The following is a 14,397-nucleotide window of genomic DNA, read 5'->3' as shown; positions in this document are numbered from 1 at the left end:
GATCAGAACGTCCCGATGGCGCCGTTGGCCACCGGCGTCCACGCCCCCCGCCCGTCCGGAGCCGGATAGGGCGCCGAGCACAGGATCCGCACACCGTCCCGGTGGGCGGCATGCATCCGGAAGTAGTCCGGATCCTCGCTGAATCGGGTCGCGAAGTGGACCCGGCGCGATGCATCGGCGATGATCAGATTCATCGCCCGCACGTAACGGGTACGCTTCTCGATCGCATCGAGTCCTCGCTCCAGCGCACGGCCCATGTCTCCATCATCGAAGCGCTTGACGAAGTTGAACACCTTCTCCGCGCCGATCCGCCCCCGTTCCTTGATCCGCACTCCGTGCAGCTCCCCGTTGAAGATGAACGCGCGTTCCCCGTCGAAGAACGGCATGTTGTTCTCGACCCGTATCCCTTCTCCGCGATACGCGCTCCTCGCGTGCGCGAGCAGAAGCCTCGTGCGCCCGGGCGGCGCCGCGGCGTCCTCCCACACCGGCGAGATGTTGCGGTAGACGCGCCACCCGTCGGACCCGTCGGCATCGATCCAGGCGCACCCCCACCCGTCGCCCTGATACTCGGGACTCTCTCGGGCGAGCTGCGCGAAGGCGGCGAGGTGCGGCTCCATGTCGAAGGGCTCGTCGCTGCGGACGCAGAGGATGCGGCACACGAGGATTCAGCTCCGCGTGTCGCGGTCAGGCCGGATGCAGCCCGGGGAACTCGAGCCCCCGCGCCTCCGGCAACCCGTGCATCACGTTGAACGCCTGCACCGCCTGTCCCGCCGCTCCCTTCATGAGATTGTCGATCGCGCTCAGGACGACGACCCGGTTCGAGAGCGGATCGCGCTCGAACCCCACGTCACAGTAGTTCGCGCCCGCCAGGAGGTTGGGGTCGGGATAGCGGTGGATGCCGCTCCGCTCCTTGACGATGCGCACGAACGGTTCGTCGGCGTACGCGCTCCGATAGATCTTCCACAGCGCCTTCTCATCCAGCTCCCGGTTCAGGAACACGTGACAGGTGGCGAGGACGCCGCGCACCATCTCGACCGCCGTCGCGGAGAAATGCACGTCGCCGCCGAGCACCGCCGCGATCTCGGCCGCGTGGCGGTGGCCCGTCGGCCGATACGACCGCATGGCGCCGCTGCGCTCCGGGTGGTGGCTGCCCTCGCTGGCGCGGTTCCCGGCCTCGCTCGATCCCACCTTCACCTCGATCACGACCGAGTCCGCGACCCCCTCCCGGTACAGCGGCAGGAGCCCGAGGATGGAGGCCGTCGCGTTGCAGCCCGCGCACGCGACGAGCTCCGCGGCCGCCAGCGCCTCGCGGTTCACCTCCGCGATCCCGTACACGAACGATCCCAGGAGCTCCGGCCGAGGGTGCGGCCGGCCGTAGAAGCGCTCATAGTCGGCGCCGTCCTCGAGCCGGAAGTCCGCGCCCAGGTCGACGATCCGCCCCGCCAGAGACCGGAACTCGCCGATGCGGCGGGACGACTCCCCGTGCGGGAGACAGAGGAAGAGCACGTCGCACTCCGACAGCTCCTCGAGCGCGCTGAAGCGCAGTCGCGTGACGCCGCGCAGGTTGGGATGGACCCGGCGCGCGAACCGCCCGGCGAAGCGCTCCGATGTGATCTGCCGCACCTCGACGTCGGGATGGCCGAGCAGGAGCCTCAACAGTTCCCCACCGGCGTAGCCCGAGCCGCCCGCGATCGACGCGCGGATCATCGGTCCGCCGCCCGGTCCGGCGAGAGCACGTAGGACACGATCCTCTCCGGAATGTTCACGCCCGTCGCCTCGATGCTGTTCCGGAACTCCATCGTGTAGTTCACCTCGTTGACCAGCAGTTCGCCGCCGCTCTCGAGCAGATCCACCGCGACCACGCCCCCGCCCATGGCGGCCGCCGCGCGCAGCGACAGCTCTCCAATCTCGCTCGTCACCGGACAGTTCGAGGCCGTTCCGCCGCGTGCCGTATTCGTGATCCAGTGCTCGGACGACCGGTAGATGGCCGCCACGCAGTCGTCGCCGACGACGAACGCGCGGATGTCGCGCCCGCGTTTCTCGACGTACTTCTGCACGAAGAAGATCGAGTGATGATAGCTGCCCAGGATCGCCTTGTGTTCGAGGACCGTCTCCGCCGCGTGCCGGTCGTTGATCCTCGACAGAAGGCGGCCCCAGGAGCCGACCGCGGGCTTGAGGACCACGGGATAGCCGAGTTCCTCGATGGCCTTGAGCGCGGACTCCTCGGTGAACGCGACCCTGACCTCAGGCTGCGGCACACCGCATTCCTGGAGCGATGCCGCGGTGAGGATCTTGTCCCCGCAGCGGCGCGACACCTCGTAGCGGTTCACGCAATCGAGACCGGCCCCCTCGAACAGCCGCAACGCGTGCATGGCCCGCGAATGGTTGATGCAGCGCTCGAGGACGACGTCGACGTCCGGGACGTTCCGGAAGTCGAACGCGAGCTTGCGGTCGTCCAGAAACACCAGTTCGACGTCGCCGCGCCCGCGCAACTCCGCGATCAGCAGCTTCTCGTCCTTGCGGATGAGCGAATGAAGAAAGCCGACTCTCATTCGCCCCAGTCCTCCTCCGCGTCCGGCGCCTCTCCAAGGGTGATGGGGTCAAGGGCGAGGATCTCGAGTTCGACTCCGCAATCCTCACATTCGAGCAACTCGCCCTCGACGGGGTCGTCCGAAATCGTCGGTTCCGCGCCGCATACAGGACATTCCGGCATGCCGTCCATCCTCCATTGGGGTTCTTCGCAGGGGTTCTTTTACAGGTTGTTCGAGCGGGAAGAGACTTGGTACCGTCAGTCCGCCGCCGGGTTCCGGAAGGGAAGCCACAGCGCCAGAAAGAGCCCGATGGCCACAGGTTCCAGAAGCAGAATGTACCATGGCCAGCCGGGAAAGAAATCGAGGACCGTGGGCCCCAGCGGCTTCTCGATCACGTAGAGATAGTTCGACCCGAGCAGCAGGTTCACCGGATAGACGACGACCGCGTACAGGTTCAGCAGTCCCAGGGCGATCCACGGATCGCGCGCCGCCGGCCGATAGCCTTCCACCATCGCCGCCCACACCCCGGCGATGACGACGGTTCCATGCGACCCCATCGACTCGAAGAAGGTGATGTGCACGACGCCGAACTCGGTATTCGGGGTCAGGAGGGCCTGCGCCGCCCCCGCCACCCCCAGGAAGTACATGAGACGGAGAACCGCGGGATGCCGGGTCCACAGCCCGTACAGGGTCACCCAGCCCATGATGTTGCACAGGTGAAGCGGTATGTCGTTCTCTGCGGCCCACAGCCCCGTCGCGGCCTTCCAGGCGTGCCTCGAAACGAGAAAGAAGAAGATCGTGAGGCCCATCGCCACGCGGAGGCGGCGTCTGCCCCGCTCATCGGCCGCCATCCCGGCGCGGATCACATAGAGGCCCACCGCGACCACGACGCCGATCGTCGCGAGATGCACCGGCCCGAAGAGATCGAACGGCACGCGTTCCGTACCGAAGAACCCGCCCACGTCAGACTGTCACGCCGCGCCGTCCGATCAGGTGCGCCACGGGTTCACGCATCTGCGTCCGCGAGAGAGGAGGTGGGGATCTCCGGACCCTCCACCCGCCGTCCATCCCGCAGCGTCACGTACGCCTCCATGGCGTAGTAGGCCGGCAGGCCCAGGGCGGCGAGCCGGTTCGCGGTATCCCGGTTTCGTTCGACGACGCGCTGCCAGAATTCCCGCGGATCCGGACCGGGGAAGGGAGCCAGATCCTTCTGTGTTTCGTGTCGGAAGATCGCCTGGACCTTGCCGCGCAGTTCGCCTTCGGAGAGCGGCACGAGGACGGTCGCTTCGTCCAGGCTCCACTCCTGCCACGCGCCGCGGTAGAGCCAGAGCCACGGGGGGTCGCCGCGGTAACCGGCGAGCGCCGCATCCACCGTCTCGAGGCACATGCGGTGCGTGCCGTGCGGATCGGACAGGTCCCCGGCGGCGAACACGATCGTCGGCCGCACCTGCTCCAGCAGCTGCGCGACGATCTCCACGTCCTCCGACGTGATCGGGTTCTTCTTCACCGCTCCCGTCTGATAGAACGGCTGGTTCAGAAAGCGGGCGCGGTTGGCGGAGAGCCCCAGAGATTCGATCGCGGCCGTGGCTTCCGTCTCGCGGATGATCCGCTTGAGTTCCTGAACCACGCCGGGATCGATGCCCCCCGGCTCCTTGCGGGCGAGCCGGTCTTCGAGAGAGCGCAGCACCCCATCGAGGCTCGCGGCGTCGCCAAGGTCGATGACGCCGGCCGCGCGCCGCAGGAAGTCCAGGTACCGGCGCACCTCGTGGTCGAAGACGGCGATGTTCCCGGACGTCTGATACGCCACGGTGACGTGGTTGCCGTTCTCGACGAGCTTGCGCAGCAGTCCGCCCATCGAGATCACATCGTCGTCCGGATGAGGCGAGAAGACGACGATGTTCTGGCCGCGCGGCAGCCGGCTCTTCCCCCGGATCTTGGAGATGAGCGCGTTGAAGACCTGTCCGTTGAGCGGCTCGGCCGAACCGTGCCGGGACGTGAGCGGCGCGAGGTGGTTCGCGCGATAGTCGTCGGTCGCGAGGTGCAGGATCGACTTGTCGATGCGTTCGCTCAGCCAGATGACGGCCGCGGTCTCGCGCTCCGCCGTCCAATCCACATCGCCCACGAGCCACGGCGTGCGAACGCGCGTGAGATCGGAAGCGGCGGCCGGATCGAGATAGACCGTCGCGGCGGCGTGCTGCTGAAGAAAGGTCGCGGCGACGTCCGCGTGGACCTCCCCCTCGACGGCTCGACGCACGATCCCCGCCTTGTGTTCGCCGGTCGCGAGCAGGACGACTTCCCGCGCTTCGAGGATTGTAGCCACGCCCATCGTGATCGCCTGCGGCGGCACGTTCTCCTCGCCGAAGAAATCGGACGCCGCATCGCTCCGGGTGACGGTATCCAGGTAGAGCCGCCGGGTGCGCGAGTCGCGCTCGGACCCCGGCTCGTTGAAGCCGATGTGACCGCTGCGCCCGATCCCGAGAATCTGGAAGTCGATCCCGCCCGCCTGCCGGATTCGGCGCTCGTACTCGACGCAGTGCGCCTCGACCTCCGCTTCCGGCACATCACCTCGAGGGATGTGGCGGTGTTCCGCCGGGATGTTCACATGGTCGAACAGGTGCTCCCGCATGTAGCGGTGATAGCTGTGCAGGCTGCCGGGCCGCATCGGGAAGTACTCATCGAGGTTGAAGGCGACCGCGTTGGAGAAGTCGAGTCCTTCGTCCCGATGCAGGCGGATGAGTTCCCGATAGACGCCGACGGGCGTGGCGCCGGTTGCGAGGCCGAGAACGGCGGCGCGCCCGTTCTTCGCCCTCTCCCGCAGGAGCGCCGCGATCCGGCCCGCGACTTCGGCGGCGATGCTGTCGTGGTCCGGCATGACCCGGACTGGCACACGTTCCCTCCGCGCGTGTGCGGCGACGCTCATCCGATCGTCCGCCGGCCGTGGCGCCCCCACGCGATACTAGGGGACCTTCTGCTCCGGAAGCAGGACAAACCGGGCGTACTGGTCGGTGCGGAGGTAACGGACGGCGGCCTGCCGCACCTGCTCCGCGGTCCAGTTCTCGATCCACTCGTAGCTCGGGATCCCGTTCAGGTCCCGGCCGGCCCGTTCGAAGGAGGCCAGCTGCGACAGCCAGTACCGGTTCTCCTGCAGGCTCGTCTCCTTCCCGCGGCGCTGCGTCTCGCGGACCTTGTCGACGGTCTCCGCGTCCGGCCCGTCCGCCTTCAGGCTTTCGATCTCCTCGAACACGACGGCGGACAACTCCTCCGCGCGTTCCGGGTCCGAGCCGAAGGAGATGCTGAAGCGGTACTCCTCGTCGGGCCGGTAGCTCAGCGACCCGCTGACGCCGACGCCGTAGGTGCCGCCGAGGTCTTCCCGCAGCACCTCCCGGAGGCGGATGTCCAGGACGTCCGCCATGGCCGAGATCGCGTTCGACTCCTCCAGCGAGTATTCCGCCTCGCCCGCGAAGATGATCTGCGTGCGGCTCTGCGGCTCCAGACCCTTGTAGACGGTCGTTTCGATCGTCCCGGCCGGCGGATCGATCCCGATGTCCCGCCAGCTCTCGACACGCCCGAGATTCGGAAGCGCCCCGAGATACTGTTCCACGAGCGGCCGGATCGTCGCGAGATCGAAGGCCCCCGTGAAGTAGAAGGTGAAGTCGCTCGCGTCCGCGAAACGGTCGAGGTAGACGTCGTACGCCGCGTCGAGGTCGGCCAGCTCCAGGTACTGCGCAAACTGCGAGAACCTGAGTACCCTCGGGTGCCCCTGCGACATCGTGGCCGAGATCGTGTCGGAGAACACGAAACCGGGACTCGCGCCCGCATTCGCGAGGAACGCCGTCTGCTGGGCCTTCAGCGCCTCGAACATCGTCTCGTCCCTGCGTGGCGCGGAGAAGTACAGGTAGATGAGTTGGAATGCGGTCTCCACGTCCTGCGGAGACGCCGATCCACTTACCCCCTCCGAGAGCGAACCCACCGAAGCGGTGACGCGCACCGCCTTGCCGGCCAGCTTCTTCGTCAACGCCGTCTGGTCGAATTCGCCGACGCCGGACTGGCTCACGACGCCGAGGGCGAACGACACGCGTCGGTACAGGTCATCGGATATGATCGACGTGCCGCCGGGGCTCGTCGCGGAGAAGAGGATCTCGTCGTCCTTGAAATCCGTGGGCTTCAGGACGACCCGGACGCCGTTCTCGAGGGTCCATATCGTGACTCCCAACTCGTCGAGGACCTCCTCGCTCGCGACGGGCATGCCCTCGGGAGCGACGGGAAGGAGCGGGGCATCGGCCGCCTCGTCCTCGTAGGCCTCGACCTCCCTCCCGCCTACCGCGGCGAACACGCTCAGGAGGTCGTCTTCCGTGGGGGGTTCCAGGCCTTCCTTCGTGGGCGCGCTGGCGAGGACGACGCGTCCCTGCTCGGCCAGCCACGCCTGGGCGACGCCGTTCGTCTCCTCGAGCGTGATCCCGGGGAGGAAGGCGTCCACCAACTCCATCTGCGTCTCGAGATCGGGGTAGGCGCTCCCCTGGAGAAACACCTGTATGTAGCGGCTCGCGAGCGCGCCGGACTCCTGGTTCTCCCGCTCGGCCAGACGGCGTTCGTATCTCCGCCGGGTGTTCGTCTTTTCGCGATCCAGCTCGCTCTCGGTGAACCCGTTCTGAACGACGCGCTCGGCCTCGGTGAGGAGCGCTTCGAGCCCGCGCTCGATCCCGCCCTCGGCGACGACCGCGACGAGCTGGTAGGCATCCACGCCGCGCGCGAACTGCCCCTGACCCGAAAAACCGACCATGAACGGCGGGTCGGCCTGGAGCCGGAGCTCGTTCAGCCGCGCGTTCAGCATGCCGGAGTAGAGCCCTTCGACCAGCCCGCGGCGGAAGTCGCCGATCGTGCCGCGCGGGGCGGGCGGCTGCTTGTACAGCACGCCGACCTGACTGCCCGGCGCTTCGGGGTCGGTCGCGATCGTGACGAGCGGCGGATGGTCGATCGGGACTTCGACCGCGATCCGGGGACGCGGCTCCGCGGGCCCGGTCAACCCTGCGAACCGCTCGCGAATCGTCGCTTCCATTTCGGCGCCGTCGAAATCGCCGACGGCGACGATCGCCATCAGGTCCGGCCGGTACCAGTCTTCGTAGAAGCTGCGCAGCCGCTCGGCGGGGGCCGTCTCGAGGAGCTCCGGCTTCCCGATCGGGAGTCGTTCCGCGTACAGCGACCCCTGGAAGAGGACCGGGAACTGCTGGTCCTGTATCCGCGCTCCGGCTCCTCGCCGGCCGCGCCATTCCTCGATCACGACGCCGCGCTCCTTGTCGACCTCCTCCGGGTCGAAGACCACGCCCTGCGCCCAGTCCTCGAGGATCCGGAACGCGGTGGCCAGCATCTCCGGGTCGTCCATCGGCACCTGGAGCATGTAGACCGTCTCGTCGAAGCTCGTGTACGCGTTGATGTCGGGGCCGAACTGCATCCCGATCGACTCGAGATAGTCGACGAGCGCCTGCTTCTCGAAGTTCTCCGTGCCGTTGAACGCCATGTGCTCGACGAAGTGCGCGAACCCGAGCTGGTCGTCGTCCTCGAGGATGGAGCCCGCGTTCACGACGAGGCGCAGTTCCGCCCGGTTCTCCGGCTGATCGTTCTCGTGCACGAAGTAGCGCAGGCCGTTGTCGAGCGTCCCGGTGATGACGGCCGGATCCGGCGGAATCGGATCCGTCGGAGCCGGAGTCTGCGCCGCCGCTCCGGGAGCGGAGAACGAGAGGAGGGCGGCGGCGGTCGGAACGAAAGCGAAGCCGGGCAAGCGGGACGTTTTCATCTATGACTCTCGGCAGAGGGAGCGGCCTTCAGTGTGGAAGCCCACCAAGGTAGCCGACCTCCGGCAAAGCGGCGAGCGATGGCGGCGCAGCGGCGCGAGGGGAAGGCCATGCGGGTCTGGCCGGCTTCCAGCGCCGGATGCGACACTGGTGGACGGCGGTGAATCGCTCGCTTCGGATCGAATACAGGGAAGGGGAGGAACGAGTCGTGCTCAACCTCAGTTCGACATGAGATGGCGCAGCGTCTTCACGCTGGCGAAAGTCGTCGGCTGTATCCTTGTCACCGTGGCCGTCATCGCGGCGCTCGCCTGGTCGCAGGCCCAGCCCTCCACCTCGACCGTGGTTGACGAGACCGGCGGCGTCGGCACGGAATCTTCCGCGCCTTCGGACGGAACCGCCTGGGCCCCGGAGGACTGGGCGATCTTCGAGGAGAGGGTGCGGTTCGCCTCGGAGCGCGGGCTCGCGGAGATGGACCTGGGCGACGCCATCGTTCAGCTTGCCGAAACCTTCGTCGGGACGACGTACGAACCCGGCACGCTCGAAGTCCCCGGACCCGAGCGCCTCGTGATCAACTTCCGCGAACTCGACTGCGTGACCCTCGTCGAAACCGTCCTCGCCCTGACGCGGTTCGTCCGCGAGCAGGGTGTCGAGGCCCTTTCGGATCCCCCCGGCGCGCAGGCCGGTTACGAGGCCCACCTGACGGCGCTCCGATACCGCGGGGGCCGGCTCGACGGGTACCCGAGCCGCCTGCACTACTTCTCGGAGTGGCTCGCGGACAACGAAGCCCGGGGGATCGTGCGCATCGCGACCGGGGAACTGGACCCCGCCATCGATCCGGAGCCCGTGAACTTCATGTCCCGGCACCCCGAAGCGTATCGGCAACTCTCCGAGCCCGGCGTGCTCCGGGCCATCGCGGCCACCGAGGCGCGGCTCGACGAGGGGCCCGGCCGGCAGTACGTGCCGCAGGATCGGATCGCGCAGGTGGCGGACCGGATCCGCAACGGCGACGTGATCGCGGCCACTTCGACCGTCGAAGGACTGGATGTCGCCCACACCGGATTCGCCGTGTGGCGGGACGGGGCGCTTCACCTCCTCCACGCCCCCCTCGTCGGAAGGTCGGTGGAGATTTCGGAGCGGCCGCTGGCGGAGCGGATCCTCTCCATCGACTCGCAGGACGGCATCATGGTCGCGCGCCCCGTCGAGCCGCCGCGCCCGTAGCCCGGGGGCCGCACCGCAGGTCCTAGTTCACCCTATAGGTCATCCCCACCTTGAGACGCCGTCCCTTCGGGTCGTGCGTGAAGCCGTCGTACGAGGTCTCCCAGTTGACGAGGGGCGGAGGCGTTCCCAGCAGGTTGAATCCGGTGACGAAGCCATCGATTCGGTCGGTGACCTTCATCATCAAAGTTGCGTCCACGGTGGCGAAGGAACCGATCACGCGATGGTCCTCATCGGCGGAGTCGGGGTCGTCGTAGGAGGAGATGTAGTAGACGTTGCCGACCGCCGTGAGACGCTCCGTGTGGAGCCCCACGGATGCCGTCCACTTCCACTGCGGAAGAGGCCACGCGATGGGGTTGTTGCGGTTGAGCAGTCCGGCCCCGCTCGTCGCCGCCTGCAGCTCCACGCCTCCTCGCGTGAGCGCCATGACGTCGTACTTGCGCGTGTAGGTGCCGTCGATCCCGAACGACATCTCCGCGCTCCCGACCGGTTGGCGCGTCGACAGGCTCCAGTCGAGGCCCGATGTCTTCATGCCCGGCCAGTTCACGAGGTCGATCCGAATGCGTTCGATGAGAGCCGCGTCGCACGTTCCCGTCCCCCATCCGTCCGGACATTTGATGAACTCCTTCACCGCCTCCCGGCTCGCGCCGCCCTCGTCGTAGAGTCTCGTGACGGCCGTATAGGGAACCACGTTGATGATGTCCTTGAAGTCATACGTCCAGTAGTCGAACGTCGCCTGCGTACGGCTCGGGAAGTGGAAGAAGACGAGGCCCACGTTGCCCGTGGTGGCCCGTTCCGGCACCAGATCCTGGCTCCCGTACGTGTCCACCGCCTTGTAGACGTCCGTCTCCCACACGTATTCGAGAGCCGTGATCTTGTCCGTGTTGACATCGTCGACGGACGGGACGCGGAACGTCGATTGGAGGGATGCCCGCGCCGAAAGTTGATAGTCGCCGGAGTCCATCAACCGGACGGCGAGGGCCGCCTTCGGGTCGAAACTGCTGGCAACATCGTGGAACTCGTAGTTGGCGGCGAACTGGAGATCCAGCCGGTCGCCGAGGTTTATCGGCAGCTCACCGTAGAACCGGTGGACCGTCTGTGAACTCTCGTAGGGGAAGTACCCGGTCGTGAAGGTGAACGGCCCCGCCTGGTCGAGGCAGCTCCGGTCGCCCGGCACCTGGCAGGGGTTGAGACGCTGGTTCCCCGGGTCGTTGGGTTGGCCCGTGACATCGAACCAGCGGAACTGGTAGCCGAACGCGTAGCCGATCGCGTCGGTCAGCGAGTTGGTGAACGTGGCCTCGGCCGTGAGAAGCTCGGCGGTGCTGAAGAGGTCCACCTCTTCGTTGATCCAGTCGATCAGCGCGGGCGAGTTGGCGACCGCGGGATCGTAGCCCGGATTGTCCGCGTTGGTGTACGTCGTGCCCGGCTGCTGCGCGCGAAGGATCGCGTTGCTGAACGGATTGTAGAACATGCAGTTGCCCTGGCCCGCCACGGCGCCGCCCGTGTCTCCGAGGCTCATCCCGGCGGCCGACGCGGGGTCGACAACGACGCCGACTCCGCAGTCGGGTCCACCGAAACCGCGAAAGGCCAGGTATTTGCGGTAGGCGTACTCCGCCGGCTGGTTCACGTTGCCCGCCGCCCGGGAGTAGCCGACGGCAACGTCCAGCTCGCCCGTCTCGCCAACGTGGTGGTCCAGCGAAGCTGCGACCCTCTGCGTACGCGACGACCGCGTCAGAGTTCGTCCGGGACCGCTGTTGCCTACCAGCCGCCCGAAGAAGAACCAGTCGTCCTCGAGGCATGCCGCCTGCGTGGCAAAGCCGGCCGCAGCCGCATTCGAGCTGCAGAATGCCTGCCTGCCCGGATTCTCGGGCATCACGACCTGAAGGCCGTCGTACAGCGATGTCGGCGGGAAGGAGGGGGTCGTGTACCAGTTGGGGATGGCGGCCTCCGACCACAGCCCCTCGACGTGGACGAAGGTGTTCTCGCTCAACTCGCTGTTCAGTTCGCCGAACACCCGCGCGTGCCACTGGTTTTCGATCAGGTTGTCCCACGGCCCGTATCGGAACCGGCAGGTGATGCCGGCGTCCGTTCCGCCGAGGCCCTCGCAGCCCGGATCAACGAACAGGCGGGCGTCGCCCTGGCTGTCCCCGTAGTGAGAACGGATGAGCGCGCTGACGTATTGACCGGGAGTCTCGGTGCCGGTCAGCGTCGGGCGCAGAAAGGCCCCGGGGTTCCCGTAGTAGGACCAGCCGCCGCCGCCCGGCCCGGGGTACGGGCGCAGCACCCAGTCGCGCTCCTCGGCCTGCAGCTCCCGGCGCATGGCCCAATCCGCCGAAAGGACGGCGCTGGTTCCGTCGCCCAGGCTCGTGCCCCAGATGGCACCCACATTCGTGTCGCCGGCGCCGCTGAAGTAGTCGTGCGAAGCCGACACCTCGAATCCCTGGAAATCTCCCCGGGTCACGAAGTTGGCCACGCCGGCCACGGCGTCGGAGCCGTAGATGGCCGACGCGCCCTCCTTCAGGACTTCGATGCGGTCGAGCGCGATGGAGGGGAAGGCGTTGATGTCCACGAACCTGCCGCCGGGAAGTCTCGCCGGGGTGTACACCTGGCGGCGGCCGTTCAGGAGCGTCAGCGTTCGCGAGGCGCCCAGGCCTCGCAGATTGACGTTGGTCGCGGTCTCCGGAACGAGCGTTCCGCTCTGGTTGTACCAGCCGTTGCGCTCGCCGATCATGCCGTGGGCGGCGCCCAGTTTCTTGAAGAAGTCCACTGGTTGCGGCGCGCCCTGCTCCTGTAGCGACTCGCGGTCCGTCACGTCGACCGCGTAGGGCAGGTTCTCCGGCGGCGCCGAGAAGTGCGACCCGGTCACCACGGCGGTCAGGTCCTCCAACACGATGGTTCGCTGGGAGGCCAGCTGCGTGTCGACGTCCGTGCGCTCACCGGCCCGAACGACGACGCCCGAAACGACTCCCTCGACGAAACCGGGAAAGGTGAAGCGCAGCGAATATGTACCCGGCGGGAGGCCGTCGAGCGTGTACACGCCCTGTGCATCCGTCATCGCCGTGCGCGATTCGTCGCCGAGAGGCGTCCCCGTCGCCGTGACCGTCACGGTGGAAATCGCAAGGCCCTCCTCGTTGGTCACGGTGCCGCTGACGGCTCCGTCCTGCGCGAGCGAAACCGTCGGCCACGCGATGGCGAGGGCGGCGATCAGCCATATTCGGGACCTCATGATGCTCCCTCCTTCTCCTGGAAACCGTCCCGCTGGAACCCGTCCGGGGGACGGCGGTGTCGTGTCGCCTGTTCGTATCCGTACGCGAGCCGGAAGAGAAGCCCTTCGTCGTACGGCCGGGCAAGAATCTGCAGTCCCGCCGGGAACTCGCCGTAAGTGTACCCCATCGGGACCGTGATCGCGGGCATCCCGGTGGCGGGAGCCACGCGCTGGCTGTTGTCGCCGCAGTATTCCTCGTCCCCCCTGTCGATAGGGGCGGGCACGCAGAGCCACGACGGGTAGAGGATCGCGTCCACGCGTTCGTCATCCATCGCTTCCACGAGGCTCGCCAGGTAGGCCTGACGGCCCTCGTTCTCCGCGTAGTCCGGGCACGGTTCGTCCCATTCGGACGGATGTACGTCGAGCGGGGCCCCCTCGTTCCGCCGCAGCGAAGCCTGCGCGTAGTCGGAGTATCGTCCGTCCTCCAGCACCTCCAGGACGTCGGTCATCGGCGCCGCCGGCCCCAGCGACCGCAGATAGACCCACATGTCGTAGCGGAAGCGGCGGCAGAACATCCCCTCCCGCCCCAGTTCCGCTGCGACGTCGAACTCGAAGGGGTCCACGATCCCGGCTCCGAGCGCCGCGAGGTCGTCGATGGCCGCCTCGAAAAGCGCGAGAATCTCCCCATCGGTCTCCTCCGGGTCCGCGAGCGCGCGCAGGACGCCGATCCTCGCGCCCCGCGCCCCGTCGGCGTCCAGGAAGGCCGTGTAGTCCTCTTCCTCGCGGCCGCGCCCCGCTTCCGTGTACGGATCCGCGGGATCGTAGCCGGCCACGACGTTGAACACGCGCGCGACATCCTCCACGGTCCGGCCCATCGGGCCCGCGATATCGCGGTCGAAGGAGAGGGGGATGACCCCGTCGCGGCTCGTGAGGCCGATGGTCGAACGGATCCCGACCAGGGCGAGGTGGGAGCTGGGGCCGCGGATCGAGTTGCCGGTGTCGCTGCCCAGCCCGATGACGCCGAACGAGGCGGCGACCCCCGAGGCCGTCCCCCCGCTGGATCCGGCGGGGACGCGGTCGAGGGCGTAGGCGTTGCGCGTCGTATCGAAGGAGGAACTGACGGACTGACGCGGACTGAAGGCCCATTCCGCCATGTTCGTCTTGGCAATCACGATCGCGTCCGCCTCGCGGATCTTCCGCACCATGAAGGCGTCGTCGGGCGGAAGGTTGTCCGCGAGAGCGATGGACCCCCCGGTCGTGACCATGTCGTGCGTGTCGAAGTTGTCCTTGACGAGCATCGGGACGCAGAAGAGCGGTCCCATCGTCTCGCCGGCGGCCTGCGCCGCGTCGAGCCGATCCGCGCGGTCGAGAGCCCGGGGGTTGAGCACGGTGATCGCCTTGATCGCGTCTTCATGGGCCGCGATCCGGGCGAGATGCCGCTCCACGACCTCGCGGCAGGTCGTCGTCCCATCGCGGATCGCCGCCTGCACGTCGCCGATCGTCGCCTCCACGACCTCGAAGACCGCGTCGGCCTCGACGCCGGGTTCGGACGTGCACGCGACCGGCCCGACCGCGAGCGCAGCGGACAGTAACGCCGGGATCGAGCGGTGCTTCCGCTGGCCGCCATCGACGATCCGCGGACGCCAAGGCATCGCGG

At 67.7% G+C, this 14,397-nt stretch carries 10 protein-coding genes; 1 reads left to right on the top strand and 9 read right to left on the bottom strand.

The genetic code is table 11. From position 1 onward, the window contains the following. Positions 1-2 precede the first annotated feature (2 nt). From ACQY5G_RS03965 to ACQY5G_RS03935, 7 genes are all read right to left on the bottom strand, one after another. Positions 3-659, bottom strand: coding sequence for a class II glutamine amidotransferase (locus ACQY5G_RS03965; RefSeq protein ID WP_428277216.1), 657 nt, complete (start codon positions 657-659; stop codon positions 3-5). A 25-nt stretch (positions 660-684) separates the two neighbouring features. Then, positions 685-1,707: an N-acetyl-gamma-glutamyl-phosphate reductase gene (gene argC, locus ACQY5G_RS03960; protein WP_428277214.1), complete on the bottom strand. Its 1,023-nt coding sequence runs from the start codon at positions 1,705-1,707 to the stop codon at positions 685-687. Continuing rightward, positions 1,704-2,552 (bottom strand): lysine biosynthesis protein LysX, encoded by an 849-nt coding sequence (gene lysX, locus ACQY5G_RS03955; RefSeq protein ID WP_428277212.1) that lies wholly within the window; start codon positions 2,550-2,552, stop codon positions 1,704-1,706. Before lysX ends, argC begins: the two co-directional genes overlap by 4 nt. Continuing rightward, a complete protein-coding gene (gene lysW, locus ACQY5G_RS03950) occupies positions 2,549-2,713 on the bottom strand; it encodes a lysine biosynthesis protein LysW (RefSeq protein WP_420615385.1) in 165 nt (54 codons plus the stop codon). Before lysW ends, lysX begins: the two co-directional genes overlap by 4 nt. Before the next feature lie 75 nt (positions 2,714-2,788). Then, complete coding sequence (locus tag ACQY5G_RS03945) at positions 2,789-3,493, bottom strand: TIGR02206 family membrane protein (protein ID WP_428277209.1); 705 nt, start codon at positions 3,491-3,493, stop codon at positions 2,789-2,791. 44 nt (positions 3,494-3,537) lie between these two features. Further along, complete coding sequence (gene nagB / locus ACQY5G_RS03940) at positions 3,538-5,418, bottom strand: glucosamine-6-phosphate deaminase (RefSeq protein ID WP_428277207.1); 1,881 nt, start codon at positions 5,416-5,418, stop codon at positions 3,538-3,540. Positions 5,419-5,487: 69 nt separating this feature from the next. Then, positions 5,488-8,322: a M16 family metallopeptidase gene (locus ACQY5G_RS03935; protein WP_428277205.1), complete on the bottom strand. Its 2,835-nt coding sequence runs from the start codon at positions 8,320-8,322 to the stop codon at positions 5,488-5,490. Positions 8,323-8,548: 226 nt separating this feature from the next. Between ACQY5G_RS03935 and ACQY5G_RS03930 the strand changes: the two genes are divergently transcribed. Further along, positions 8,549-9,538 (top strand): N-acetylmuramoyl-L-alanine amidase-like domain-containing protein, encoded by a 990-nt coding sequence (locus tag ACQY5G_RS03930; protein ID WP_428277203.1) that lies wholly within the window; start codon positions 8,549-8,551, stop codon positions 9,536-9,538. A gap of 22 nt (positions 9,539-9,560) precedes the next feature. On the opposite strand, the gene ACQY5G_RS03925 is transcribed toward ACQY5G_RS03930, so the two are convergent. Beyond that, entirely contained in the window at positions 9,561-12,761 is a 3,201-nt protein-coding gene (locus ACQY5G_RS03925; RefSeq protein WP_428277202.1) for a carboxypeptidase regulatory-like domain-containing protein, read from the bottom strand. Next, positions 12,758-14,392, bottom strand: a complete 1,635-nt coding sequence (locus tag ACQY5G_RS03920) for an amidase (protein ID WP_428277200.1) — start codon at positions 14,390-14,392, stop codon at positions 12,758-12,760. Before ACQY5G_RS03920 ends, ACQY5G_RS03925 begins: the two co-directional genes overlap by 4 nt. Positions 14,393-14,397 lie beyond the last annotated feature (5 nt).

It is taken from the genome of Candidatus Palauibacter sp. (assembly GCF_965261555.1).
In the GTDB taxonomy this organism is placed as follows: Bacteria; Gemmatimonadota; Gemmatimonadetes; order Palauibacterales; family Palauibacteraceae; genus Palauibacter.
This window is presented reverse-complemented; position numbering and strand designations above follow the sequence as displayed.

Bases quoted from the DNA above. Each gene is read 5' to 3' on its own strand.
- ACQY5G_RS03930 (WP_428277203.1), top strand. From the start codon at position 8,549: ATGAGATGGCGCAGCGTCTTCACGCTGGCGAAAGTCGTCGGCTGTATC.
- ACQY5G_RS03935 (WP_428277205.1), bottom strand. From the start codon at position 8,322: ATGAAAACGTCCCGCTTGCCCGGCTTCGCTTTCGTTCCGACCGCCGCC.
- lysW (WP_420615385.1), bottom strand. From the start codon at position 2,713: ATGCCGGAATGTCCTGTATGCGGCGCGGAACCGACGATTTCGGACGAC.
- ACQY5G_RS03920 (WP_428277200.1), bottom strand. From the start codon at position 14,392: ATGCCTTGGCGTCCGCGGATCGTCGATGGCGGCCAGCGGAAGCACCGC.
- ACQY5G_RS03925 (WP_428277202.1), bottom strand. From the start codon at position 12,761: ATGAGGTCCCGAATATGGCTGATCGCCGCCCTCGCCATCGCGTGGCCG.
- argC (WP_428277214.1), bottom strand. From the start codon at position 1,707: ATGATCCGCGCGTCGATCGCGGGCGGCTCGGGCTACGCCGGTGGGGAA.
- lysX (WP_428277212.1), bottom strand. From the start codon at position 2,552: ATGAGAGTCGGCTTTCTTCATTCGCTCATCCGCAAGGACGAGAAGCTG.